The sequence below is a fragment of the Leptospira yasudae genome (assembly GCF_003545925.1).
In the GTDB taxonomy this organism is placed as follows: Bacteria; Spirochaetota; Leptospiria; order Leptospirales; family Leptospiraceae; genus Leptospira; species Leptospira yasudae.
On record NZ_QHCU01000001.1, the window covers coordinates 169,061 to 193,417 of the forward strand.

Annotated in this window: 24 protein-coding genes and 2 pseudogenes; 16 read left to right on the forward strand and 10 right to left on the reverse strand. The window is 46.7% G+C overall.

The annotated features are described in order from the left end of the window. Position 1 precedes the first annotated feature (1 nt). Genes DLM76_RS00765 through DLM76_RS00775 form a run of 3 tightly spaced genes read right to left on the reverse strand, consistent with a single transcriptional unit; the run spans position 2 to position 1,460 of the window. The gene (locus DLM76_RS00765) at positions 2–535 is read right to left on the reverse strand and encodes an NADH-quinone oxidoreductase subunit C (RefSeq protein WP_118964117.1); all 534 of its coding nucleotides are present in this window, start codon (positions 533–535) and stop codon (positions 2–4) included. After that, positions 532–1,092, reverse strand: coding sequence for an NADH-quinone oxidoreductase subunit B (locus tag DLM76_RS00770; RefSeq protein WP_118956334.1), 561 nt, complete (start codon positions 1,090–1,092; stop codon positions 532–534). Before DLM76_RS00770 ends, DLM76_RS00765 begins: the two co-directional genes overlap by 4 nt. Beyond that, on the reverse strand, positions 1,083–1,460 hold the full coding sequence (locus tag DLM76_RS00775; RefSeq protein WP_118956333.1) for an NADH-quinone oxidoreductase subunit A: 378 nt from the start codon (positions 1,458–1,460) through the stop codon (positions 1,083–1,085). The genes DLM76_RS00770 and DLM76_RS00775 overlap by 10 nt, the downstream gene beginning before the upstream one ends. A gap of 316 nt (positions 1,461–1,776) precedes the next feature. Between DLM76_RS00775 and DLM76_RS00780 the strand changes: the two genes are divergently transcribed. The 7 genes from DLM76_RS00780 to DLM76_RS21510 all read left to right on the forward strand — a co-directional run bounded on the left by DLM76_RS00780 (position 1,777) and on the right by DLM76_RS21510 (position 7,228). Next, positions 1,777–2,355, forward strand: a complete 579-nt coding sequence (locus DLM76_RS00780; protein ID WP_406600707.1) for a hypothetical protein — start codon at positions 1,777–1,779, stop codon at positions 2,353–2,355. 12 nt (positions 2,356–2,367) lie between these two features. Further along, positions 2,368–2,832: a MaoC family dehydratase gene (locus DLM76_RS00785; RefSeq protein WP_118956331.1), complete on the forward strand. Its 465-nt coding sequence runs from the start codon at positions 2,368–2,370 to the stop codon at positions 2,830–2,832. A gap of 31 nt (positions 2,833–2,863) precedes the next feature. Next, entirely contained in the window at positions 2,864–3,319 is a 456-nt protein-coding gene (locus DLM76_RS00790) for a MarR family winged helix-turn-helix transcriptional regulator (RefSeq protein WP_118956330.1), read from the forward strand. 6 nt (positions 3,320–3,325) lie between these two features. Further along, complete coding sequence (locus tag DLM76_RS00795) at positions 3,326–3,754, forward strand: DUF3995 domain-containing protein (RefSeq protein ID WP_118956329.1); 429 nt, start codon at positions 3,326–3,328, stop codon at positions 3,752–3,754. 127 nt (positions 3,755–3,881) lie between these two features. Continuing rightward, the gene (locus DLM76_RS00800; protein WP_118956328.1) at positions 3,882–5,837 is read left to right on the forward strand and encodes a CASTOR/POLLUX-related putative ion channel; all 1,956 of its coding nucleotides are present in this window, start codon (positions 3,882–3,884) and stop codon (positions 5,835–5,837) included. Positions 5,838–5,993: 156 nt separating this feature from the next. After that, a complete protein-coding gene (locus tag DLM76_RS00805) occupies positions 5,994–6,893 on the forward strand; it encodes a hypothetical protein (protein WP_118964118.1) in 900 nt (299 codons plus the stop codon). A 167-nt stretch (positions 6,894–7,060) separates the two neighbouring features. After that, a complete protein-coding gene (locus DLM76_RS21510; RefSeq protein ID WP_158586056.1) occupies positions 7,061–7,228 on the forward strand; it encodes a hypothetical protein in 168 nt (55 codons plus the stop codon). A 614-nt stretch (positions 7,229–7,842) separates the two neighbouring features. Here the strand turns inward: DLM76_RS21510 and DLM76_RS00815 are convergent. The 4 genes from DLM76_RS00815 to DLM76_RS00835 all read right to left on the reverse strand — a co-directional run bounded on the left by DLM76_RS00815 (position 7,843) and on the right by DLM76_RS00835 (position 13,114). Next, entirely contained in the window at positions 7,843–8,499 is a 657-nt protein-coding gene (locus DLM76_RS00815; protein WP_118964120.1) for a DUF2461 domain-containing protein, read from the reverse strand. Between the two features lie 116 nt (positions 8,500–8,615). Beyond that, the gene (locus DLM76_RS00820; protein ID WP_241548155.1) at positions 8,616–9,566 is read right to left on the reverse strand and encodes an alpha/beta fold hydrolase; all 951 of its coding nucleotides are present in this window, start codon (positions 9,564–9,566) and stop codon (positions 8,616–8,618) included. A 200-nt stretch (positions 9,567–9,766) separates the two neighbouring features. Next, positions 9,767–11,404, reverse strand: coding sequence for an HsdM family class I SAM-dependent methyltransferase (locus DLM76_RS00825; RefSeq protein ID WP_118964121.1), 1,638 nt, complete (start codon positions 11,402–11,404; stop codon positions 9,767–9,769). 738 nt (positions 11,405–12,142) lie between these two features. Further along, complete coding sequence (locus DLM76_RS00835; RefSeq protein ID WP_118964122.1) at positions 12,143–13,114, reverse strand: ankyrin repeat domain-containing protein; 972 nt, start codon at positions 13,112–13,114, stop codon at positions 12,143–12,145. Between the two features lie 158 nt (positions 13,115–13,272). On the opposite strand from DLM76_RS00835, the gene DLM76_RS00840 reads away from it, so the two are divergent. The 7 genes and pseudogenes from DLM76_RS00840 (at position 13,273) to DLM76_RS00865 (ending at position 19,892) form a co-directional block, all read left to right on the forward strand. Beyond that, complete coding sequence (locus tag DLM76_RS00840; protein WP_118956323.1) at positions 13,273–14,757, forward strand: amidase; 1,485 nt, start codon at positions 13,273–13,275, stop codon at positions 14,755–14,757. A 2-nt stretch (positions 14,758–14,759) separates the two neighbouring features. After that, a pseudogene (locus DLM76_RS22105) lies at positions 14,760–15,008 on the forward strand (hypothetical protein); the annotation flags it as partial. Positions 15,009–15,209: 201 nt separating this feature from the next. Continuing rightward, positions 15,210–16,022 (forward strand): annotated as a pseudogene (locus DLM76_RS22110) (Gfo/Idh/MocA family protein); the annotation flags it as partial. A gap of 11 nt (positions 16,023–16,033) precedes the next feature. Then, positions 16,034–17,755: an ABC1 kinase family protein gene (locus tag DLM76_RS00850; RefSeq protein WP_118956321.1), complete on the forward strand. Its 1,722-nt coding sequence runs from the start codon at positions 16,034–16,036 to the stop codon at positions 17,753–17,755. Further along, positions 17,752–18,300, forward strand: coding sequence for a lipoprotein signal peptidase (locus DLM76_RS00855; protein WP_118964124.1), 549 nt, complete (start codon positions 17,752–17,754; stop codon positions 18,298–18,300). The genes DLM76_RS00850 and DLM76_RS00855 overlap by 4 nt, the downstream gene beginning before the upstream one ends. 4 nt (positions 18,301–18,304) lie before the next feature. Further along, a complete protein-coding gene (locus tag DLM76_RS00860; RefSeq protein WP_118956319.1) occupies positions 18,305–18,832 on the forward strand; it encodes a cyclic nucleotide-binding domain-containing protein in 528 nt (175 codons plus the stop codon). Beyond that, entirely contained in the window at positions 18,825–19,892 is a 1,068-nt protein-coding gene (locus tag DLM76_RS00865) for an AI-2E family transporter (protein ID WP_118964125.1), read from the forward strand. The genes DLM76_RS00860 and DLM76_RS00865 overlap by 8 nt, the downstream gene beginning before the upstream one ends. 50 nt (positions 19,893–19,942) lie before the next feature. On the opposite strand, the gene DLM76_RS00870 is transcribed toward DLM76_RS00865, so the two are convergent. From DLM76_RS00870 to DLM76_RS00880, 3 genes are read right to left on the reverse strand one after another with little or no spacing between them, the layout of a single operon-like run. Next, positions 19,943–20,461: a YcxB family protein gene (locus DLM76_RS00870; RefSeq protein WP_118964126.1), complete on the reverse strand. Its 519-nt coding sequence runs from the start codon at positions 20,459–20,461 to the stop codon at positions 19,943–19,945. A 46-nt stretch (positions 20,462–20,507) separates the two neighbouring features. Beyond that, positions 20,508–21,227 carry a carbon-nitrogen hydrolase family protein gene (locus DLM76_RS00875; protein ID WP_118956316.1) on the reverse strand — a complete coding sequence of 240 codons (720 nt, stop codon included), beginning with the start codon at positions 21,225–21,227 and terminating at the stop codon, positions 20,508–20,510. Positions 21,228–21,242: 15 nt separating this feature from the next. Beyond that, positions 21,243–23,108, reverse strand: coding sequence for a hypothetical protein (locus DLM76_RS00880; RefSeq protein WP_118956315.1), 1,866 nt, complete (start codon positions 23,106–23,108; stop codon positions 21,243–21,245). A gap of 122 nt (positions 23,109–23,230) precedes the next feature. Here DLM76_RS00880 and DLM76_RS00890 point away from each other — a divergent pair, with 122 nt between their 5' ends. Continuing rightward, the gene (locus DLM76_RS00890; RefSeq protein WP_118956313.1) at positions 23,231–23,599 is read left to right on the forward strand and encodes an STAS domain-containing protein; all 369 of its coding nucleotides are present in this window, start codon (positions 23,231–23,233) and stop codon (positions 23,597–23,599) included. Next, on the forward strand, positions 23,596–24,336 hold the full coding sequence (locus DLM76_RS00895) for an LA_1326/LA_4305 family lipoprotein (protein WP_118956312.1): 741 nt from the start codon (positions 23,596–23,598) through the stop codon (positions 24,334–24,336). The genes DLM76_RS00890 and DLM76_RS00895 overlap by 4 nt, the downstream gene beginning before the upstream one ends. Positions 24,337–24,357 lie beyond the last annotated feature (21 nt).

Consider the following 24,357-nt stretch of genomic DNA (forward strand, 5'->3'; position numbering starts at 1 on the left):
TCTACTTTCCTCCTTCCTTTGTGATGTCTTCGTTCACGTGGATATGAAGAAGGTCTTCGATGAGATAATCCTGTCCGAATCCTTCCAAGGGAAAATCCTTACGCAAAGGATGTCCTTGAAAGTTGTCCGGCATGAGAATCCGATCCAAACTCGGATGACCGATAAAGGAGATTCCGAAAAGATCGTAGACTTCCCGCTCGGGCCAGTTCGCGCCTTTGAACACGGAAGTGATGCTCGGAAGCGATTCTCCGTCTTCGAGCCGAACCTTAAATTGAATCCTGCTCGAAGCCTTACTTCCCGAACGGAGAAGATAACAAACTTCGAATCGGGGTTCTTTTTTTCCGAGCCAATCGATCGCGGTTAAGTCGTTTAGAAAATTATAATTCAGTGATGGATCGTTTTTCAACGCGGCGAGAACCGGAACGATTCCTTCCGCTTTCAAAAAGAAAACGGGAACGTTCGAGACGACCTCTTCCTGCGTATCCAAAAAATGGGAAAATTTTTCTTTGAGGAAACGTTCTACTTCTTCTTTCATCGTACAACCAGGGGTTTATTTCTTTCGTTCAATTCCTGGATTTTCTGCATCACTTCCTGACGTCTTGCTTCCAGCCCCTGGGTTTTCAGTTTTGCCTGTAATTTCAAGAGAGCGTCTAAGATCGCTTCGGGTCTAGGAGGACAGCCCGGAACATATACGTCCACGGGAAGAATCCGATCCACTCCCTGAAGCACTCCGTAGGTGTTGAACATTCCTCCGGAAGAAGCGCAGGCCCCGACGCTGATCACGAACTTAGGCTCCGCCATCTGATCGTAAATCTGACGAAGAACGGGAGCCATCTTGTAAGTGATCGTACCGAGAACCAAAATCATATCCGCCTGACGCGGAGAAAACGAAGGACGTTCCGCTCCGAAACGGGCGATATCGTAATCGGAACAAGCGGTGCTCATATATTCGATTCCGCAGCACGCAGTCGCGAACGGATACGGCCAAAGCGAATAACTTCTTCCCCATTGGATCACGGACTCGATGCTACCGAGTTGAACCATATCTCCCAGGGCTTGGCCCGGGGCTTTACTTAAGTCACTCAATCCCATTCCAAGGCTCCTTTCTTCCAGATATAGTATAAACCTACGACCAACGTGAGGACAAACACAAACATTTCTATCACGAGAAAAAGTCCGATTCCCGCGTTCTTAAATCCGATCAGGTTGACCGCATACGGAAACAGAAACACCGCTTCGATGTCGAACAGGATGAACAATACGGCGACGAGATAGAACTTGATGTTGAAAAGCCCTCTCGCATCTCCATAGTATTGAACGCCGCATTCGAACGTGTCCTGAGGTTTGGATTTCTTTTTAGGACCGATGAGTATGGCAAGGGTAAGAATCAGAGCGGAGAATCCGACTCCGAGTAAGAATTGAATCAGTAGTGGGCCAAGGTGCTCGGGAGCGCTATCCATAGCTACTATTAGACTCCCGTTTGCATATAGCCTGTCAACGCAAATTCAAAAGGAAATGTCGCATGCTTCGCCCGTTTCCGAACGAAGAGAATTTCACACCGAAAAAGAAATCTCCGTTCACACAGGTCCGAGCGGAAAATAAAAATATCCTAAATTAGAATTTTGCGTAGAACGCCCGAATCGGCCGAACGGTTTGGCAAAAAACGGATGGACAAATGGGTTGAGTGACGGCTGGTAGTAATGGAACGAAAGGGAAAACGATTTGTCCGCCGCTCGCACCGCATTTTACTTTTCCCGAACGGGAATCCCTTCCTACATCGGGAGAATTCTCACCCTGCTCTTATTCCTTTTCACGTTCTCCGCTTGTGCGTCCTCCAAAAACTCGATCTTCGGAACCGTGTTCGTTCGAAGAGGATTCACTCCCGAGAAAAAAGCGAAACACGTCGTCTTCCCGGTTCAGATTCGATCAGGTTGGTTGTCGAAAGAGGCGAACGGCGAACAGAAAAAATTCTTAGAATCCAGAAGTTTTGAAAAACTGGAACTGGCGATCCTCGGATACGGAGGAAAGATCCAGGAAAAATACAACGCGGAAAAACAATTCCGAACCGCGTTCGAAGCGGACAATTCCCTCAACGAAGAAAAGGGAATCAAAATCGCAAAACAACTCAAAGGCGACGTCGTCGTATTTACGGACGTCACCGATTACGGAACCGCTTCCGGAAATTCCGTTATGGAAGTGACCGTCAAAGCGATGGACACGGACAGCGGAGAAATCCTCTGGAAAGCGATTTATTCGGGAAAGGCATTCGGACTTCAGGACAACATCGACTTGTCCATTTTAGAATCCGAAATTTTTGAACATCTTACTGAAAAATTAAAAAACAAAACGGAGTAAAAGGAGAAAAACATGGCTAAGGTAGTATTGTCCAGTTTTGCCGAATTAGAAGCCTATACCGGAAAGGAAATCGGGGTTTCCGATTATCACACGGTGACTCAGGAGCAGGTGAATAAGTTCGCCGACGCGACCCTGGATCATCAGTGGATTCACACGGACCCGGATAGAGCCGCTAAGGAATCTCCGTTCGGAGGAACGATCGCTCACGGATATCTTACCTTGTCCATGGCACCCTACCTCTTATCTCAAATATTAGAATTAAAGAATATTAAGATGGGGATCAATTACGGGATGGAAAAACTTCGGTTTTTAGAGCCCGTAAAAGTAGGAAGCAAGTTGAGAATTAGAGCGGAGTTGATCGAGCTGAAAGACCTGAGAGGTACGGCGAGAATGACTCTGAAGATGACTTTTGAAACCGAAGGATCCACGAAAGCCGCTGCGGTAGGAGAGGTAATCTATCTATATCAATTTGCCTGATAAGAAAAAAATTTCTAAGATTAGGTAAAATATGAGTCCTAGACTGATCATCTATATGATCTCGAGAATTCGAGACGAATTTCACAGACACCTGAACCTGGAGTTGAAAGAAAAAGGTTTGGGTCCGTTAACGACCACTCACGCGGATATCCTGTTCGCACTCGTCAAAAAGAAAAAGGCGCAGATGCAGGAAATCGCCAAGATGATCAATCGAGACAAATCCACGTTAACCGCTCTTGTAGATAAGCTGGAAGCGTTGGGATTTGTCGAGAGAACGAGAGATCCCGAGGATCAGAGAATCGTTCATTTGGAACTGACTCCGAAAGCGTATTCGGTAAGACCGGTATTGCTCGGAATCTCCAGATCCTTAGTGAACAATCTCTATCGGGGATTTACGGAAGAAGAAAAACTGGAATTGGTTCGATTGCTGATGAAACTCTATCAGAACCAAAATCCGGAATCCGCCACGGTGGAACTTCTACAATAAACGAATATGTTTCTTATCGCCCAAATAACGTCCTGGACTTCCGGTTTGATCCTGTTGATTCTATCCGGATTTCACTTTTACTGGATGTTCGGAGGAGCGTTGGGAAAAAATCGTGTAGTCCCGGAAATACAGGGGAAACCGGCCTTCCAACCCGGAAGACTCGCCACCGCAGCGGTGGGAATCCTGTTGTTCCTGGCAGCCTTGTTACCGATCGGACTCAGAATGCAGTTTCCGCTCGGAATTTTACAAGACGTATGTCGATACGGAACCGTCTTTTTGTCCTTCGTCTTTTTGCTTCGAGCGATCGGAGATTTTCGATTGGTCGGCTTCTTTAAAAAAATCAAAGGCACGGCGTTCGCGCAAAGCGACACGGCTTATTATTCTCCCCTTTGTCTTTTTCTTTCCCTTTTATTATACGTTTCTTCCGTTCTCTGAAGTTCGGAATAACAAACGGACCGTCCGTATTTTTCTCCCGGAAACCTCCCGAAATCCACGCGGATTTTTCAGAAAGAATTTATTTTCCATTTGATAAAAACGAGGGTTTGGATTCCATTCTCCTCTCATGAAATCAAAACATACATTTTCGGATAAATTTCGGTATCACTTCGACAACTTCATGTCCCGAGGCGGCGGATCGGTCTTTGCCGCATTGATCACATTATTCTTAATCGCATTCGTGTTCCTTTCCATCCTACGACTGTTAGGCGGACTCGTCGCGCCGGACGAATCGATACAAGGCAACGGAGAATTTTTCTGGAGAGTGTTTCTTCAAATTTCCGACGCGGGCGCCGTCGCGGAGGACGGAGAATCGAACTGGTTCAATAAAACGACCGGGATTCTCACCGTGTTTCTCGGACTCGTACTCTTTTCGAGTTTAGTGGCCTTCATTACCAATCAATTCGATCAGAAGATTCAGGATCTGAGAAAAGGAAAGAGCGACGTATTAGAATCCGATCATACGATCATCTTAGGATTCGGCGTTCGAGTCGTGGAAATCATCAAGGAACTCATCGAAGCGAATTCATCCGAGTCGAGAGCCGTTGTAGTCATTCTCGCGGAAGAAGACAAGGAAGTCATGGACGATTACTTGGCGGAGAATTTGGAGGAACGCAAAACGACGAAGATCATCACACGTTCGGGAACGCCTTCCAGTCTTCATTCCCTTCGCAAAGTCAACGCGGGAGAAGCGAAGTCCGTATTGGTTTTGAATTCCTCGGGAGAAGAGGACGGCAAAGACGGAAGAAACATCGGCGACGCCAAGGTATTAAAGTCTTTGATGGCGTTAGTCGCGCTTGGACATGAAAAAGAATTACCCCCGATCGTGGCCGAACTCTACAACGAGGAAAACCGTCTGATCGCGCAGGAACTTTCCTCTTCGATCCAAGTTATGGACGAAAGAAACATTCTCGCAAAATTACTCGTGCAGACTTCGAGAACGTCCGGACTCGCCGTCGTCTATTCCAACTTGGTCGGATTCGAAGGAGACGAGATCTATTTCTACAAACCTTCCTCCGGCTGGAAGGGACTCAACTACAAGGAAATCGCGTTTCGGTTTAACGAATCGGTTCCTCTCGGATTCAGAAGGGAAGACGGAGAAATCGTACTCAATCCGCCGAGCGATTACACGCCCGACGACAAAGAAGACGCGGTGCTTCTCGCGGAAGACGATTCCAAAATCCGCTACGCGGAAACCGCGGTCGCAAGTCCGAGAGACTTCCAACTCCCGAAAAAGAAACGATCCAATCCGGTCGACAAACAACTCATCGTCGGCTGGAATTCCAAAAGTCCTCTGATCGTGGAGGAATATGCGAAGTTCGTTTCTCCCGGATCGACCATAGACATTCTCGTCAAACAGATCGACGAAGAATTTAAGGGAACCGTAATACGACTCAAGAAAAAATATCCGAAGATCACTCTTCGATCCTTTCAAGCCGATCTTTCCCAAGAATCGGTGATGAAACGGCTCGCACCCGAATCTTACGATTCCGTAATATTCTTGGCGGAAGAAAAGGAAAACATCGAAGAAGTGGACGCGCAGACGATCTCGTTGCTGCTTCGTTTCAGACAATACTTCAAACGATACGCGTTTAAAACGGGAAATCAACCTTCCACACAGCTGATCACCGAAATCATGAACTCGGAAAATACGGAGATCGTTCTCGAAACGGGCGTAAAGGACTTCCTGATTTCCAATCAGTTCGTATCCAAGATGATGGCTCAGGTTTCGCAGGAACCGGACGTGATGCGGATTTACGAAAATCTGTTCAGCCCGGAAGGAAGCGAAATCTATCTGAAACCGGCTTCACTTTACTTCGAACACCTTCCTCAAACCCTGAGTTTTGCGGATTGTGTAAGCGCGGCCTTAAAACGGGGAGAAACCTGTTTCGGAATTCGAATCGCTTCGGAGGAAAAAGACGAGGAAAAAGGATACGGCGTGCATTTGATCCCGTTGAAGGATACCGCCTTTTCGATCCATCCCGAAGACAGCCTGATCGTCCTTGCGGAAGATCAAACATAGAACGCGATTCATAAAGAGCGTTTTAGCCAGCGAGCAGTGGAACGTTGCGAGCGGCCTGAACGAAGTTCAGAAATAAACCCATTTCGGATTAAAAAATCCGTCCTTTCTGTCTGTTCAAAAAATTACGAAGCGTAAAAGAATCAGGAAGGGCGGCCCATGAACCAAGCGAAAATCATATTCATTCTTACCCTATTTGCGGCCGGTTGCCAAAGTATAAAAAACGAACAAGTCACCGGTGAAGAAGCGATCAAACGAATCTCGAAAGAGATCTCCGTCGTATCCGTTTACGAAGCAATAGGCGGGTACGGTACAAATCCGGCTCGCTGCAACTCTATAGGAACAACGTCTCCTCCGTATGGAATCGGGATCGATGCCGAACCGAACGAAACCTATTCGACCGCACAAACCATACAAGCTCAGTATCCTCAATTTCCAAGAATGCAGGTGAACGGTATCATTTCAAGTCCGGCCGATAAGGACGTGTTTCAATTCACCAGCCCTCAGACTCTCTCAACGAAATTTACCATGCTCTCCGGCGCCGCAGCCTGCAAGCTCAGTTACGGAGCGGATGAAAGCTCGAACAATAGCTTCATTCCATTCGGCGTTAATTTTTCTCTGACGCCGGGTTTAGAGATAATCTTTACGATAGGACCGAACCCCTGGGAAGCCGTCTATATCGCGTGTGAAGGAACTACCGCACAAAGTTATACTCTGCAAGCGGATTACAACGCCTATGAAAACGGCGCAAGTGCAAGTTCTACCACGTATTCCTATTCCGCCGGAATCGTAAGCCTTACCACCTCGCACTTATTTTTTATCGAAGCGATGGGAATTTCAAAATCGAAAACCTATTCCGGACATTCCGTAGATCGTTGTATCGATGCAATTCGAACCACCGGTGCAGTCTACGCAATCTCCTCTTACAATCGAAGCTTTTCCACTTGTGAAATCAATCGGGGAGTTTATGAAACCGGAAGAATCACACTTTTAAAGGAAGACTGCACGTTGGAGCCTGCAAAAATCACCGCTAATAAGATCTACGGAACCGGGGAGTAGGAATAAATCCTTTCTTCGCATTAACGAAACTACCCCTTTGGCGGTAACTCTTTATACCCTTTAAAAATAATAAATTTCCAAAGGGTTATGAGGGATGAAAGGGATTTGTTTGTCTAAAAATCTCAGAATTCGTTTTCCAAGTTTAAGGCTTCGAGGAGATTTTCGACATGAAACAGTTTCTAATGATCGCAAGCGTTTGGGTTCTTTGGTTACATTCCGTAAGGGGGAACATTTCCCTAGGAGAATTCGGCACCGAGGAAGAATGCAGAACCGCGATCCGTCAGGATAAAACGCATCTGTTGGTGTGGAAAACCCGCTGCAAAGAATCCGAGTAACTTAGAACTGAAGCCAAACCGTCGAGGTATTTCAAAAACGGTCGAAAAACGGATACGATTCGATCGTTTTTTACGAACGTTTTCGATAAAAGATAAGCATCGGAAACGTTTCGTTTCCCGTAAGACTCGAGGGGGCATTTAAAAACTCCGTAAAATCTATAAACGAAATCCTCGGGAATGTACTGCCGGGAAAAAGCAACGAATTTGGCGTAGCGGGCCGTCTTTTAGTTAAACAAGAAATAAATAATTTCCGATAATTTTGTATCGGTTTTTCCGCCGTATAATGTACAATTTCTAATTCCTGGATCAGTCGCAATACCGCAGATTCCGGGAGGGTTTAAAAATGAAAATGAGCCTGACACTTTTAAGCATCTGGATCCTTTGGTTGCATTCCGTAAGAGGGAACATAGCGCTGGGAGAATTCAACACACAAGAAGAATGTCGGGCCGCGATGCGCCAAGACCCTACTCATTTATTAACTTGGAAAACCTTCTGCCAAGAAACGCGGTAAGATAGACGTCGCACAAGGCAAGACTTCGCTTAACAACGTAAGAAGTGCCGGTGTTTCGATTTGAGATGTGTCCTGCAGGCGCCGCTACGGAAGCGCTTAGAACTTAAACCAAACCGTCCAGATAGTTCAAAAACGGCTGAAGAATCCGATACGATTCGATCGTATTCTTAACGAACGTTTTCGATAAAAGATCCGCGTCGGAAACGTTTCGTTCCACGATATAACTCGTGTATTGAATCCATTCCAGATCGGGATGATCCTTTGAAAAACCTTTCGGAGCGGTTTTGAGTTTCATATCCGAAAGACCGCCGAACTCCTTGATAAACTTCTTATCCTGAACGATCTTTTTAAGAACTTTAGAATCTTCTAAAATAGCCTCGCGCACTCCGCGCAGAATCTTGGTATCGGGCATATACAAACCGCCCGCGATAAAGGATTCGTTGCCCGGTTGAACGTGGATGTAAAAAAGAGGCCTTCCCAAATCCTTGCCCTGCGCTCCGATGCTCGCGCCGAAATTGGTCTTATAGGGTTCCTTATTTTTGGAAAAACGAACGTCTCTGTGGATTCGAAAGATGCACTTTTTAGGGTCTACGCCCGCGAGCGCAGGATTGACTTTAGCAAGTCCGAAGATCAGCTCCGTGATCAAGGCTTCGAAATCGTTCTTTGCGGAAGTGAACAAGTCCTTGTGACCGTCGAGCCAAACCTTGTTGTTATTCTTCGCTAATTTTTTAAGAAAATCTAAAGTGGATTGTTGCAGCATGAAAACCTTCCGCATAAGAATTCTATTCCTTTCGCGCAGGATCAAGCCAAAATTGCAGGAACTCTTCTATCGGCGCTGCGTTAGAAAAGCGAAGCGCCGATAGAATCGAAGGCGTGTTAAAGAACGCCGGAAAGAAACGAATCCAAATCCTTTGCCGTCCGATCCGGAATCTCTTCCATCGGAATATGACCCGCGCCTTCATACACGGCGAACTTCGCATTCTTCAAATCTCGTTTCCAATTCGGAAAGTATTCGTATTTCAACCAATGATCTTCGGTTCCCCACATCACCAAGGTCGGAGTTTGAACTTCCTTGATTCGTGCGGAGATTTCTTCGTTCGTGAATTTTTCTCTGGCGATCTGAAAGATCTTCGCGATCGCTTCCCTGTTTCCTTCCCGCATAGAAAGATCCACGTAACGATCCTCGACTTCTTCCTTTAACTTGGAAGGATCTCCGTACGCCTGACGGATACCGCGGCTCACCAGAAAACTCGGAGTGGAAAGTTTCGCGACGGGTTGAACGAGAGGATGACTTCCGAACGCGATCAATTCGGGCAAAGGTTGAGGATAACCGGCGGCATCGATCAACACCATCTTCTCCACTCGATTCGGATACGATAAAGAATAGTTCCAGGAAATATAACCGCCCATCGAGTTGCCCACGAGATGAAACTTCTCCAGACCGAGACGTTTTCGAAACTCCTCCAAAAGTTTTACTCCTTCCATCGGATCCAACACCGCCAAATCGCCGTTAATCGAAGTCAAACCGTGGCCCGGAAGATCGATCCGAATAATTCTATATTTTCCCTTGAGCGACGCGACCCAGTCGTCCCAAGTATGCAAAGAAGCGCATACTCCGTGCAGAAGAATCACCGCCGGCCCCTTGCCCTCGTCTCGAAAATGAAGGTTTACGTTTCCGATCTGAAGAAACTGAGACTCGGAGTTTGCGTATTTGGATTTGAGAACATCGATCGGAATCGATCCGATCCCGAGAAATTTACAGGAACTCAAAAGAACGGACAGAAGCAGAAGGGCCGTTCGGAAATGAAAAAAGGAAATTCGCATCATACAATTCTCACCTAAAAGTTTTTAATTTTAGAATGACATATCAGTCACATTCTTGGCGAGTAAAGAAGAATTCCGACTAGGAGGAAATTTCCGATTCCAAGGGAAATGAAGGAGTTCCTACACTTTCCTTTCGTTCTCTCAATTACGGGAAAATCCGAATTTGCGCGCAACGGAGCGGCAATTCATCGAATGGAAGCGAATTAGATGGGCGCTTCTTTAAAGATCGTATCGATTCGATGGAGAATCGCCGTTTCTTTTTCGGAGGAGGAACGGGCTTGTTCCAAACCGGCAACGAGAGCCTTCAATTCTTGTTGGATCGGCGCGGAAAGTTTTCGGAAATCGGGGACCCAAAGAGAATTCAGATCGCCCGGTTCGGCTTTCCACAAACCTCTCGCATATTCCCTTCTCCGCGTTTCGAGATCCTTTTTGGAATTCGAGGAAATCAGATACGCATAAACCGCGTCCACCCACTCCTCTTGCTGCGGGGCCGGATTGAATCCGTGAAAACAAGTCAAGTGAACTACGCTGCTGAAATTCCGAACGATTCGAACTTCGGTTCTGTGAAAACTGGAAGCAAGAATCGGAGCCGCGGATTTGGATTCCTGCGTATACCAATTCTTTCTTCGGGAAGGAAGAAATCTTTGGTGAACCCCTCTCGTGATTCCCGATTGAAGATGATTCTGCAAAGCGAGAGAATCGTTCGGGTCCAATTCGAGTTTCACGTCCAAAAGCCAAACCTTCGCCCCTTTGCGGCTGAGTTCTTCCCAATCTCGGCTCAAGAAGATTCGATTTCTTGCATATTGTGATTTTGGAATACAGGCTTTGAAATATTTTTCGTGGATTCCGGAATGTTCCACCATTTCCTTCGTGAATAGAAAGAAGTCGTTGTCTCCGGTCGCGATTCCTCTCGTGAACTTTCCGAACTCGAGAAGAGGAACGTAGTGTTCCCCTTTTTCGTTTTCAAAGTCGGGCTTTCGCTCGCTCACTTGAATCTTTTTTTCCATACGATGAAAGATCGGACTCCACTTCGCTTCGGGATCAGGGAAGGGAATCCATTCCCTTTGGATCGATTCCACGGAACCGGAAAGGATCTCCGTTTTTTCGGAAAAAAATCCAGGTTTGAGTCTGGTCCAATAGAAGCCGGACTTCTTAACTTTATCAGAATTTTCTAATAAAAGAATACACGAACTCGTCACCGCTTCGTCGAAAAGGCTGTCCTGGGGAGATAAAAGAAACAAAGAATGCAGAAGACCGGATTCCTGAAGCGCGGATTTGATGAAAACCCCGTAACCCGAATTGAAAAAATCCTGAGGAACGAGAAAGGCGGCGCGGCCTCCTTCGTTTATCATATTCAAACATTTTAATAGAAAGAATACGTATAGATTGGCGGTTCCGGGAAGTTTCCGGTCCGATTTTCCTCCGAACTGTTGAATCAGTTCCTTGGAATAATTTTTATCGCTGATCTTGCGATAGGGAGGATTGCAAAGGATAACGTCGTATTTTCTTTCCTCTTCTCGAAGTAGAAAATCGCGATCGTAAAAATTCAGTATACTAGTTTTGGAGATTCTGTTTTCAACCGCAGATCGGCTGGACAGAAGACATTGCGAATCCAAGTCGTAACCGACCCATTCCGCATTTAGATCCGGTTTCTTATCGAGAATGCTTTCGAAAAAAACTCCGTTTCCGATCGCGGGATCCAGTATACGCTTTTGTCCTTCCGGAGAAGCGATTCGTTCCGCTCCCAGAACCCAATCAACCAGGAAATCCGCGACCCTTTCGGGTGTAAAAAACTGTCCTAGATATTTACTTTTGTTTTTCCGTCTTACCTCTGGTGACATTTAGACCGTGCAATTCCAATCATTCGCCGTTCAAACGAAATCAATTTTTTATGCTTATTCGTTCCGCAAGTTAACATCAGTTAAAGACAAAACTTTCAGAACGGGAGAACCTAACAACCAGTAAATTATTTCATCGAGTTTCGCGCTGTTAGGCGACTCATCAGTATACTATCATTGATCGTTTTCTAAGCACAGAAACTTTTTTTAAGCGGACATCGTAAAAGCGTATACGCGTATACGGCGATAGAGTGAGAACGATGTTTCTTTTGCGCGTATACGCCTTTCATTTTTCTCGTTAGTCGTTTTAGCCTTTCGAATTTGTTAAAAGAATACGCGGCTATGATAATCGTAAATAGGATCGTATACGCTTCCATATTTACAACGATCCAAGCCTTTTTTGTTTTCATCTTTTTCCGCCGATATAAGAACTTTTACGGACGTACGTTTTATCTACGTCCGATATGAGATAACGTATACTCCGGTTTCAAAAGACTTCGAATACGACAATAGAGGCGAGAATATGATCGTTTCCTACTATTCTAGGGTTTTATACGGAGTTTATGAAATTAGGAGGAGGAGTATACCGGAGCAATTTCCGATTAGCAAGAAATCAGTTAATGCGACATGATAAAAAGAAACGCGTTGAAGTTCGGATGAAAAATCCGTGCGTCGATCTGAAAATTTAAAGAGAAATCCGAATTCGAGCCGAATGCCCGAGGGCTTGCAGAAATCGACGCGTTATTGAGGAGATCGTTCTCCGTTTTCTTTAACTCCGCCCTTTTTCAGAATGAGCGTTTCAAGAGCGTCGAGCTTTTGTTTACGCGCTTCTTCCAGAGGACTTCTCCCGTGAACATCCGAATGGTTCGGATCGGCTCCGAGTTCGAGAAACTTTTCCGCCAACGAAATTCTTTTTTTGAGGATTGCCTGCAGCAAAGGAGTGATTCCTTCCGCGTTTCTATGATTGATGTTCGTGCCGGATTTGACGAGAAGCTCTGGAATCCTCGGATCGACTTCGGATTCTTCCGTAAGAAAATGAAGCGCATTGTCGACTCCGACTTGAATCGATTTTCCTTCCACAATCTTCTCGTGAAGACGACTCGTATAATCCGGCTTAGCGTTGTGTTTTAAAAGATATTCCACGATCGAATAATTTGCCTGGGAGGTTCCGGCTCCGCACGCGAGGAAAAGGGGAAATTCTTCCGGATTTCCTTTGTCGAAATTGACCTCGGCGTGATTTTCAACCAGAAACTGAACCAATACGAGATTTCCATGACGGATCGCAACGTTTAAGATGGAAACCGGAATCGTCTTCGTCGCGTCGACTTTGGAAAGATATTCCAACTTTGCACCCGACTCGATCAATCGTTTGGGGACGGCCAGATCGTCTATGTCTAAAACCTTGACGTCCAAAAGTCCCGAAAGACTTTCCAGAAGAACCGAACTTCCGTCTTCATCCTGAGCGTTTACGTTTGCGCCCGAACGAATCAACACTTCCGCTACTTCGGGTCTGTGATCGGCGATCATCAGAGCGGTCTTTCCTCTGGAATCGGTCGCGTCCACATTGGCCCCCGCCTGGATGAGAATCTGCGCTTTCTTCGGATCTCCTTCCTGAACGGCTCGTAGAAATTCGCTGTCCAAAGCGGAATCTCCGAAAAGGAACAAAGGGAAGATCAATATGAAACAGGGTATTTTATGAATTCTGGAAATCATCGGATATCAATAGACCATCTTATAATATTCAATCGGTTTTTTTAGGAAGTGTATATCCACATTTTTAGAATCCTGATTTTCCAGGAATCCTAAAAACGTCCTTTTTATCTTGACCCTTTCCGGTTCCCGGGGTTCAACCTTCTTTTCGGAGTTCTTCTATGCCACAATCCTTTAAAGAATACACATATTATGACGCTCTGGGTCTTGCCGAATTGGTTCGAAAAAAATCGGTTCATCCGAGCGAACTCGTGGAATCGGCGATCGAACGGATCGAATCCGTAAATCCAGGACTCAACGCGGTCATCACGAAGTTTTATGACGAAGCGAAGAAGAACGCGAAATCAAAACTTCCCGACGGTCCGTTTAAAGGTCTTCCGATTCTCGTCAAAGACATCGTTCATTCGATCGCGGGTGCGCCTCTTACATCCGGCTCCAAATCGTTTCGAAATTATATTTCTCCGGTCGATTCCGAATTCGTAAAACGACTCAGAGCAGCGGGAACGATCTTTCTCGGTCAGACAAACGTTCCCGAATTCGCGCTCATGGGAATCACCGAACCGAAGTTTCACGGTCCGACGCGAAATCCTTGGAACTTGGAAAGAACTCCGGGAGGTTCTTCCGGAGGTTCCGCGGCAGCAGTCGCCGCAGGAATGGTTCCCGTTGCGACCGCTTCGGACGGAGGCGGTTCGATCCGAATCCCCGCCGCCTATTGCGGGTTATTCGGTTTAAAACCGACTCGGGGAAGAACTCCCGTCGGTCCGTATTTCGGAAGATTTTGGCAGGGAGCTTCGGTGGATCACGTTCTTTCGAGAACGGTCCGCGACAGCGCGGCATTTCTGGACGCGTTAGGCGGAATCGAAAACGCGGGCGCGTTCTCCTTTGATTCGCCTAAGACCGGTTATATGGCGGAAATTAAAAAACCTCCCGGCAAACTGCGGATCGCATTCTCCACTCAATCTCCGATCGGAACTCCGGTTCATCCAGATTGTGTGGAATCGGTCGTTCATACGGCGAAACTTTTGCATTCTCTCGGTCATAAGGTGGAGGAAAAAGACGCGCCCGTGGACGGCAAGGCGATCGGTCGCGCGTTCATCACGATGTACTTCGGAGAAATGGCGGCGCAGATGAAAAACTTAGAGCCGATTCTCAAACGCAAAGCGAGAATGAGCGATGTCGAATCGGTGACTTGGATTCTCGCGCTTTTAGGAAGAACCGTTTCCGCCGGAGAATTCGTCCTCAATTTGCAGGAATGGGACAAGGCCGCTTTGGCGATGGAAACCTTCCATGAAACCTACGACGTCTATCTCACTCCTACGACCGCGATGCCTCCCGCTAAAATCGGCGAACTGGAACCGAAACTCGGCGAAAAGATCGCGATGCAAGTCGTGGGTCGTCTCGGTTTGGGAAGAATGCTGCTCGCTTCCGGTCTTGTGGATCAACTTGTGGAAACAAGTCTTTCTCGAACTCCCTTTACACAGCTCGCAAATCTTACGGGGCAACCCTCGGTTTCACTTCCGATCGGTCAAACGAGCGATCAACTTCCGTTAGGTTTGCAGTTTACCGCCGCAAGAAGAAGAGAAGATATTCTTTTTCGTCTCAGCGCCCAATTGGAAAAGGCCGTTCCTTGGTCGAAGCATAAGTAACGTTGCCCCGCATTCCCGTCTTACTCATCGGCCTCGGACGCATCGCGTCACTGTTGGAAAAAGATACTTTGCGCAATCGTCCCTGCACGCACGCAGGAACGATCTTTTCTCCCTGGGGAAAGAACAAATTCTCCCTGATGGGAGCGATCGACCCTTCCGAAGAACGAAGAAATCGTTTTTGCAAAGATTGGAATATTCCAAAAGAAGCATGTTTTTCCGATTTTAAAGATTGGTCCGCCTCGTTCCATTCTCCGCAAAACAGAAACGATAATATGAGCCGCGGTTCGAAAACGGAAGTCCGATTGAATTTGTCCGTTTCAAAAAAAAAGATCCCTACCTCGATGAACAAGCGCGTTTCATCGAAGGCGACAAGTTCCGACAAGAAGTCGTCCGCCCCTTTCCCTTTGAATTCCGACGGAAAACGTAGGAACTCCAACACGGACCCAGACAACTTCGACCTTGCCGACTGCCTTGTGATTATCGCAACCCCTTCGGAAACACATTACGAACTTGCAAAGAAGGCGATCGACTTCGGCTTTCGACGTTTGCTCGTGGAAAAACCGGTTTGCCATTCTTTGCCTCTCGCGCGCAAACTCGCAAAACTTTGCCGGGAAACGAAAACCGATCTTCGGGTAAATCACGAAAGAAGATATCATCCCGTATACAGACAAGTCCGTCGGTGGATTCAAGAGGAAACCTACGGGCCGGTTCGCACCATCCGCGCGTCCGTTCTTACGTCCGCTCGCAATCCGGGCCGGGCGATTTTGGACAAGACCGGCCCGCTCTTTCATGACGGAACTCATGCGGTCGATCTTCTTACCTGGTATTTGGGAATGCCCGACCGTGTGGTTTCCGTTTTGCGGTCCTATCCCGATTCTCCCGTGGAAGAACAAGCTCTGGCCCTCATGACCTATCCGAACGGGGAAACCGTTTTTCTGGAGGCCGGGGGAATGCGGAATTACTTCCAGTTCGAGTTGGACATTCAAACGGAATCGGCCCGCTTCCTCGTGGGGAACGACGAGGTCCGCTATTGGAAATCCAAACCTTCTCGCAAATACAAGGGATTTAAAAGTTTGACTCCGGTTTCAATTTCCGAAAAATCTTCCGCAGGCTCGAATCCGTTTCTCAATCTATACGATTCTCTGCACCGGCATTTCACCGGAAAATCTTCCGACATCACGGGAGATATGGAGGAGAATCTGCAAATTCTTACCCTGCTGGACACGATCCGGAAAGGAGCCGAAAAAAGAATCCTAGAGGTTTAGAAGTTTCATCTATGCTCGTGTCTTCCACAACCGGAACCGCCGAACCTCAGGAAACCCAATCCTACAAACGGCATAGCAGCGCCTGGAGATTTTGGAACGCGAGTTCTTTCGTCTGGAAAAAAATCTGGGCTATATTCTGGTTTTTTAAATTAGGAAGAATTCTTTTCTCTTCGTATCGAGACCCCGCCGTTCAGGAAAAATTTTTCCGCGCTTTAGGAGAGGATTTTCGAAACTTCTTTTTATCCATGGGCGGAGTTTATATCAAACTCGGCCAGTATCTCGGCAATCTTTCCCATATCTTTCCGGATTCGTTCACCGAATCCTTGCAGGACTTGCAGGATCGGGTTCCTCCTCATCCGTTTTCCGAAATCGAAGAACGGTTTCGTTCCGAGTTCGGAAAAGAAATCACGAAAGTATTTCCGGACATTCAAAACACGCCCGAAGCGAGCGCGTCCACCGCTCAGGTTCACGTAGCTTCCATCGGCGGACAAAAGGTCGCGGTCAAGGTTTTGTATCCTGGAATCGAAACTCTCATCGCAAACGACCTGAAAAACATCCGCTCCTTCTTAAAAAGAATCAACCGCTATCTTTTCCGTTTCGAATACAAGAAGATCCACGACGAGATCACTCATCTCGTGACGAGAGAAACGGATCTGCAACTCGAAGCGGATTCGTATGATCGGATGAGACAACTCTTCGCCGAAGAACCGGACTATGTTTTTCCGAAAGTCATCCGACAATTTTCGGGCAAGAGCGTTCTTGTCACCGAGTTCATCGAAGGAGTAAAGATCACGCGCGCGATTCCCGTGTTAAAAGGACAGGCCAAGTCGAGACCGGTGGAACTTCTCGTGCGTGCGTATGTGCTGATGATCTTTCAATATCGTTTTTATCACGCGGACCCTCATCCCGGAAATCTCATCTACACTCCCGATGAGAAACTCTGCTTTATCGACTTCGGCGCGGTGGGCGAAATCGGAGCGGGAGGCGTCTTCGCATTAAAAAAGATTTTTCTTTCGGCGATCGCAAAGGATTACTACGGGGTGGTTTCCGGTCTCGAAGACATAGGCGCGTTATCGGCCTCGGCGGATCGGGACAAACTCGAAGAAGTCGTTCGTTATTCTCTGGAGAAGTTGGGTCGTTTTGTGGCGGACACGGATTACTTCCGCAATCTTTCCCTGGATCAAATCCATACGCGGGAAGACCGGCTCTTTTTGAAGGAGATCAATTCCAGCCTCAAGGAAATCTTTAGAATGATCCAGATCCCGGAAAATTTCATTTTCCTGGAACGGGTCCTGGGTTTACTGGTAGGGATTACAGCGATCCTGGATCCTTATAGAACCGTTTTAGACTACGGAGAAAAACCGTTCCGGACTGTCGCCACCGGAAAAGAAGGCGGACTGGAGTCTCTTTTGTTAAACGAAGATAAGAATCTATTGGGAAACACGCTTTCCATTCCGGGAGAATTTTATAAAGTACTCCAGAACATCAACCGAGGCAGACAGGGAATCCAGCTCCGGGAAGTGGAACGCCACACTCGGAAGATGTATGTTCTCGGGCATCAGATTTTGTATTCCGGATTCTTGATTGCGGGAATTCACTTCGGAAATTATTATCTCGAAAAAGGAATGGAAATCCAAAGTTGGAGCGCCTTCGGAACCTCCGGATTTTTCGGACTTATACTCATCTATTCATTTTGGAAAAACAAACTTAAAAAGAAAGGAACCTCTTCGTGAAGTATTTTGAAAAAAGATTTTTAGACGTCTATCGCCCTCTTTATCTAGGAGTCATCTTTATCGGAATCGTATTGGATCTTGTGACGAAGTTCGTCGTCATTCTTTACTTTCAGCCTCATCGTTATCTGGAAGTAATGGGCAGCTTCTTCCGGATCACTCTGACCTTCAACACCGGATTCGTATTCGGCGCGTTTCAGGACAACGCGATTCCTTCTCTCGTTGCGACCGGAGTCGCGATCGTGTTTCTCATCGGTTATCGATGGAAGAATTTCGATCTCGGAAATCCTTGGGGATGGAACCTCGTGATGGCCGGAGCTTTCGGAAACTTCCTCGATAAATTCTTCGTAAAAATTCCGGGCACCGGATTCCGTTTCGGATTTCAACCCAACATCGGAGAATACATCGGAGTCGTGGACTTTCTCGATTTCGACTGGCCCGACTTCCTTTTATTTTCCAGATGGCCCGCGTTCAACGTGGCCGATTCCTGCGTGACGATCGGATTGACGATTCTCATCTTCACGATGAAGCTGGAAGAGGAGAAATAATTTCTTGAAAGCGCTCGATCTGCCCATCTGGAGAAAATTGTTCAATCGCAAAGAAGCGAACAACAAGGAAATCATTCATTTTCTAAGGGAAACTTCCGTCTTCGGAAGAATGAAAAAAAGAACCCTGATCGAAATCGCAAGGATGGTGCACGTTCGGGAATATCAGGAAGGAGAAACGATCTTTCGTCAGGGAGAAGTCGGAGCCGGATTTTATCTCGTCTACGACGGTTCCGTTGTGATCCGTTCGGTGCGCGACGGAATCGAACTCGATCTCGCGCATCTCGACCAACACGCGTTTTTCGGAGAACTTTCCCTGTTTACGGAGGAACGAAGAACCGCGAGCGCGATCGCTCTCGAACAAACGACGTTGCTCGGATTCTTCCAACCCGATCTCAAAGAGATCATCGAAACCAAACCGAGAATCGGCATCGAAATTCTCATGAGCCTTTCCACGGTGATCGTGGAACGACTTCATAGAACCAACGGCTTGTTGGAAAAGGCTTACTTCCGAGGAAAACAAAAGAATGCGTGATCCGGAAAGAAAAGAACTCTCCGAATATTTCATCCGGACGAGTTTCTTTCTCATCGTAGCCTTTACCATCGTCGTATCGCTTTGGGGTCTGAAGCTTCTCGCGGTTCCGATGGTTATGGCCTTATTGATCTTTTACGCGTTCAACGGAACGATCAACAATCTGGAAAGTCTGGGCGTCCCGAGAATTCTTTCGATCGCGATTTTGATGTTGGTCATCAGCATTCCGATCTATCTCTTCATCAACTCGGTCGCCCCACCGATCGTTTCCACGTTGAATCCTCTTTTGAAAAACTGGAAACAGGACCTGGACGATGCGAAGTTCAAATACTTAACCGTGACCGTCAATCTTCAGTTCAACGAATTTCCCGCAGGATGGAACGAAACGATCCGTCCCGACGAACTCATCAAACGCATCGCGGAATTGATGCACGAACAAGTCAAGGGTTTCGTGTCCTACGTTCCGACTTTGATCGGTTATATGATTATCACGCCCCTATTCGCGTTTTTATTTTTGTTAAACGGAAACGGGATGTATAAGAATCTGATCGCTCTGATTCCGAACCGTTATTTCGAAATGGCTTTGATGGTGACGTATAAGATCAACGAGCAGTTGACCAACTATCTCAAAAGCCTCATGATCCAGGGAGCGATCATCTGCGCAGTTTCCGGTCTCGGTTTTTATTTCATCGGCCTTCCGTATTTCTACATCTTCGGTTTGTTTTTGGGAGTTGCGAATTCCGTTCCGTATCTCGGACCGATCATGGGAGCGATTCCTCCCTTGTTCTTCGCGCTCGTCATCGGAGGAACCGGAGCGACGGAGCTGATGACTTCGATTTTAATCGTGGTTTTGATCGCGCAGATCATCGATAACTTCTTCATTCAACCGGTCGTGATTTCCGGTTCGGTTTCCTTACATCCGATCGTAGTAGTCGGTGCGGTCACGGTGGGCGGTGCGGCCTTAGGACTCGTAGGAATGCTCATCGCGGTTCCGATGGCGGCGATCTTGAAGGTTACGATCCAGACCTTATACAGCGGAATGAAGGATCACAACCTGCTTTGAAAAATCGGAAAGCCGTTCCTGGAACGGCTTTTTAAAATCGAAATATTCGTTTAAGCCACAAAGCTTCGAATTCTTTTTAAAAATTCTTCCTTTTCCGAATTTTGAAATGCGCTCAACGGAACGATCAAAGCGCTCAAAGAAGTAACGTATAAAAAAAGATATTCTTTTGTTTCGACCACGTCCGTGAGGGAACCTAATTTAAAATTAGAGGAACTGTGAGACGTTTCAAACGTAAGAACGTCGTCCGTCAAAGTGATCTTATGCGTACCGATCATTCCCTTGCTTTCTTTTTCCAAAAGCATACGAGCTACGTTTTTTCTGAGTCTCCAAAAATACAGACGATCGTAAAAAAAGAACCAGCCTACGGCAAATAAGAAAATCGGAATATTATACAGAAGAGAAATTCCGCTTATATCGTTTCGGTTTAAAACGAAAAAGACGAGAACCGTCCAAATAGGAATGATCAGTTTTACGATGAACCGTTTTTTCCGGGAGAGTTTTGAATTTCGGAAATGGTAATCGTTGAAATTGATGATATCATCCAACGTTATTTCATAGACGATTTGCATAGATTCCTTGGTGGTTCCGATAAGTTTTCAAACGGTCTAATTTATTCTAAAACAAACCGTTCACGCCGTTGATCGTAACGGTTTTGACGACTTCCTTGTCTTTTTCGGATTCGGCGACCTTCCAATTCACTCCGGACGAAGTGGACAATAGGCTTCTTCCGATTCCGGCGCGGCCGAGCGCGGAACCGACTCCGCTTACTCTCGCGATAAAGATTCCGTGTTTCGAGGATAATTTCGCATAACGTTCCAAATCCTGCGCATGTGTGGAATCCGATTCCAAAACGGAATCGATATGAAACAGAAGGTTCACGTTTTGCGATTTCAGTTCTTCGAAACGGGCCTCGTTGAAAATCTCCTTCCCGGCCACGATCCCGAAACGAAAACCGCCCATGATAAAGATCGTTTCCGCATCCCCCGCGACCGCCGCGGACTCTTCCGGGAAAAGCTCCCGTTTGTCGTACCAATCCACCACGACCACGTTTTGAACGATCGGAATGCTGATCTTCAGCTTTCCGGCTTCGTCCTTGCGGAACATGGAACCGCCGATAATTACACCTTTATAATATTCGGAAATCTGCAACAACTCGTCCGAATAACGTTTCGCGTATTCGGAAAGTTTTTCCGGAGCCGCGGAAGAATCGTAAAAAGGGAAATATTCCGGAAAAAGAAGAAAGTCCGACTTCTCCTTGGAGAGTTTGGACTTCTGATCGTTCGAAACGGGTTTATGAATCTGTTTTTGAAAAAGCGTAACCTTTGCGGATGCCAAAATCGATACCGCCTTCTAATCGCCTAAAATAGAAGGATCGACGCCCAATGAATCCGCGTCTATGTTTTCCGCGCTTCCTTCAGCCGCTCCCGCGCCGCCGCCCGGAACTCCGAGATCGGATTCTCCGCCTGCCGGTTGTTCCGCCTTAATGCCGAATTCTTTCTCCATCTCTTCGGGAGAAAGTTCCGTGACGCCTCCGAAAAGATCTCCGCTTTCCAGACGACCGGCAAACGCGATCGCAAAACAATACGCTTCCATGATACACTGTTTGATCGGTTTTTTATTCAGCCTTCTTCTCGATTCCATCAAATCGAACGTCATGAGCTCGTCCATGTTGGTCACGATCTCTTTTTTCGATTTCATATCCGCGATCAGCTTTTCCAGAATTTCGGAGGTCTTTTCCACGAATTCCTTTACGGTCACACGAACGTTGCGGGACTGCTGGCTTCGTTTCGTTTCCAAAGAAGTCGTCTTTTTGGAAGCCTCGATGTAATTGGCTCCCGGATTTTTAAGATGGTTCTTTAGTTCTTTGTAATATTGATCGTAGATTCGGAACTGTTCGATCGAAGCTCTCGTCGTTTCGTAAAGGTCGATCATCTTTTCACGGTAATCCACTTTCGAACCGTTCACGATCGTAGGTTTGATTTCGATCTTCTTCGTGGTCATTACGAAGGAATATTCCGAGTCGAATTCCTTAAAGAAAAGCCAGGTCAAAAAGGCCTTGTCCCCCGAAGGAATCATCTCGTATTCCCCTCTCGGATCGTGCTTTTTGCGGAGCTGATCGAGCGGCAGCATTCTCATCAGCTTCAAACCGTATTTGAGTTCCTTGCTGAGAGAATCCTCCGGATTGGTTTCTTCCTTTTTCTCTTCTACCGGAGCCTCCTCTTCGGGCGCGGCGCCTCCGGAGATTTCATCCAGCTCTTCACCTTGTTGTCTTTGACCCGGTTTTTCCTCGGGAACGATTCCGAGAATCGCCTCCATCGTATTACTCAAGAGAGGAATGTTCTTATTCTCGTTGCGGAGAACCACGAGATAGAGTTTTTCAAAGAGAGTTCCGAACAGATAATCGAATTCCTGAAGCGCTCTCTTCTTCTTCGTATTGTAAATGCTGGAAGGTTTGCCTTCGAGTTTTTCCAAGGCCGCGTAGCCGAGGGTGATCGCCTTGACGTAACTTCCCTGAAACGGATAAACATAGTATAATTTTCTAAAAATCGAATATAACGGATCTTTAACTCTCGAAATCGACACCGGAAGATCGGGCGCCGCGTTATGCGGCTCTAGGACCTGATTCACTTCTCCGTTATCGTAGATCTTGTGCATTCTCCCTAAAAGTTCGATGTAGAGAGGATTTTGAGCGTCGAGTTCCTTCGCGATTTTGCCTGCATACGCGGGATTTCCGAGGATATCGTTTCCTACGAAGTTGAGTTCGAGAAGGGATTTTTTTCCGGAGAGGTTGAACTCCGACATAAAACCGGGAAGCAATTCGGAAGAGGAGAATCCGGTGACTCTTCCCAGCCAGCATTTAATCCGAACGGAAAGACGGTTGATGAAGTTCCCCATCTCGTCTTCGAGAGCCTTTCTATCTCTCGGACTCGGGCCTTTGGGAGCGACCGAACCGCCGCCCTTCGCTCCTCCGCCGGCGCCTCCGCGCGAAGACGCGCCGCTTCCGCCTCGGGAAGAAGAATCTCGTCCTCCGGCCTGACTTCTCTGACCTTGACGAATGTTGGGTTGATTTCTGGACGCGGCTTCTTCTTTCTTTTTATCCTTTTCGTTGACGACTTTCCCGCCAGCCGATTGGAATTTATCAAACATTTCTTTCCTGGCCTTATCATCCAGGTTGTTCACTCCGATGGAGCGTTTCGTCTTATCGAACTCAGCCATAATGCAACCCTTGCAATCCCGCGTCTCTTGTTCAAATTTGCAGTTCTGAGAAATAAATCAAGAAAGATACTGATCCATTTTACTTCTTGACAGACCTTTCTTCCAGGTGTTTTTTCGATCTGATGATAATCCGCAGCGAGATACGGGAGAACCACATCGTTCTTAGCGTTCTTGAAGATATTCTTATGGATAATTCGCGGGATTTCTACTACGAATTCGAAGAATCCGTAAAAACCGGAAATCCGGAAATCATCAGTTTTTTTCTAGGAAAGGTCAAATTCATTGACTCCTCCGGAATCGGCATCATCATCAAAGTTAGAAATCAAATCCGCGAAAAAAACGGAACCGTCAATATTTTCGGCCTCAATAAATCCCTGAACTCGGTGTTTCGACTATCGGGACTGGACAAAATTGTGAACCTTTATACCAATGATGAGTTTCTAAACAAGTATCCGGTTTTTCAAGAGTTCGTAGATCAAAATTCCAAATGAAACTAACATTCAAATTTTTCAGCTTATTCCTCGTCTTTCTTTTCGTTCAGTGTTCCTGGGTTCAGGAGCGAAGCTTCTTCTTTTGGACCAGAAATCAAAATCTGCTCTACAATTCGGAAGAAGTCGCATATTTTAAGATCAGCCCTTCCAAAGTGGATCAGTTCGACGAATTTGTAGCTCCCGGCGCTTTCTCGCATCCTACGCAGCTCACTCCCGAACAGTGGAAGGATCTTTTAGGAAATCTCAAATACGTTAAAAAATCCTCGCTCGGTTTTTTTACCGATCACGTCTTTTCGGACGGAGAATTGGAAATCATCGCGAGAGACCTTCCCTACGTTCTCAAATCCCTTCCCGATAATAAGATTCTCGTTCTAATCACCAAATACGACGACATCCAGTCCGTTATCTCCAACGAAGAATTAACTTCCGCGCTGATTTGGGGGGAGAAGGACAAGATCAATCTGGTTTTCGGCAAGATCAAACGCGAGATCGTAGATAAGGCCGTCGGATTGGATTTTGCTCTTTGGACGGACATCAAGCAGATTCACCTAACACACGTATCCGACGGAACGGAAATCGGCGACAACGGAGCCGTGCAGTTCCAATTGGTCCGCAATATTCCCAACCGAAAATGGGTCGTCTTTGATCCGGCTCGTTTGGATCAATACAAGTTCAAACCGAGAAAACGAAACGAGATCCGCAGACTCACGGACGAAAACGATCGCCCCGGCGGCTAATTTTTGTTAAACGACTTCGTT

Bases quoted from the DNA above. Each gene is read 5' to 3' on its own strand.
- DLM76_RS00785 (WP_118956331.1), top strand. From the start codon at position 2,368: ATGGCTAAGGTAGTATTGTCCAGTTTTGCCGAATTAGAAGCCTATACC.
- DLM76_RS00890 (WP_118956313.1), top strand. From the start codon at position 23,231: ATGATAATCCGCAGCGAGATACGGGAGAACCACATCGTTCTTAGCGTT.
- DLM76_RS00805 (WP_118964118.1), top strand. From the start codon at position 5,994: ATGAACCAAGCGAAAATCATATTCATTCTTACCCTATTTGCGGCCGGT.
- DLM76_RS00815 (WP_118964120.1), bottom strand. From the start codon at position 8,499: ATGCTGCAACAATCCACTTTAGATTTTCTTAAAAAATTAGCGAAGAAT.
- DLM76_RS00880 (WP_118956315.1), bottom strand. From the start codon at position 23,108: ATGGCTGAGTTCGATAAGACGAAACGCTCCATCGGAGTGAACAACCTG.
- DLM76_RS00870 (WP_118964126.1), bottom strand. From the start codon at position 20,461: ATGCAAATCGTCTATGAAATAACGTTGGATGATATCATCAATTTCAAC.
- DLM76_RS00770 (WP_118956334.1), bottom strand. From the start codon at position 1,092: ATGGGATTGAGTGACTTAAGTAAAGCCCCGGGCCAAGCCCTGGGAGAT.
- DLM76_RS21510 (WP_158586056.1), top strand. From the start codon at position 7,061: ATGAAACAGTTTCTAATGATCGCAAGCGTTTGGGTTCTTTGGTTACAT.
- DLM76_RS00840 (WP_118956323.1), top strand. From the start codon at position 13,273: ATGCCACAATCCTTTAAAGAATACACATATTATGACGCTCTGGGTCTT.
- DLM76_RS00835 (WP_118964122.1), bottom strand. From the start codon at position 13,114: ATGATTTCCAGAATTCATAAAATACCCTGTTTCATATTGATCTTCCCT.
- DLM76_RS00775 (WP_118956333.1), bottom strand. From the start codon at position 1,460: ATGGATAGCGCTCCCGAGCACCTTGGCCCACTACTGATTCAATTCTTA.
- DLM76_RS00795 (WP_118956329.1), top strand. From the start codon at position 3,326: ATGTTTCTTATCGCCCAAATAACGTCCTGGACTTCCGGTTTGATCCTG.
- DLM76_RS00765 (WP_118964117.1), bottom strand. From the start codon at position 535: ATGAAAGAAGAAGTAGAACGTTTCCTCAAAGAAAAATTTTCCCATTTT.
- DLM76_RS00790 (WP_118956330.1), top strand. From the start codon at position 2,864: ATGAGTCCTAGACTGATCATCTATATGATCTCGAGAATTCGAGACGAA.
- DLM76_RS00865 (WP_118964125.1), top strand. From the start codon at position 18,825: ATGCGTGATCCGGAAAGAAAAGAACTCTCCGAATATTTCATCCGGACG.
- DLM76_RS00850 (WP_118956321.1), top strand. From the start codon at position 16,034: ATGCTCGTGTCTTCCACAACCGGAACCGCCGAACCTCAGGAAACCCAA.
- DLM76_RS00895 (WP_118956312.1), top strand. From the start codon at position 23,596: ATGAAACTAACATTCAAATTTTTCAGCTTATTCCTCGTCTTTCTTTTC.
- DLM76_RS00825 (WP_118964121.1), bottom strand. From the start codon at position 11,404: ATGTCACCAGAGGTAAGACGGAAAAACAAAAGTAAATATCTAGGACAG.
- DLM76_RS00820 (WP_241548155.1), bottom strand. From the start codon at position 9,566: ATGATGCGAATTTCCTTTTTTCATTTCCGAACGGCCCTTCTGCTTCTG.
- DLM76_RS00800 (WP_118956328.1), top strand. From the start codon at position 3,882: ATGAAATCAAAACATACATTTTCGGATAAATTTCGGTATCACTTCGAC.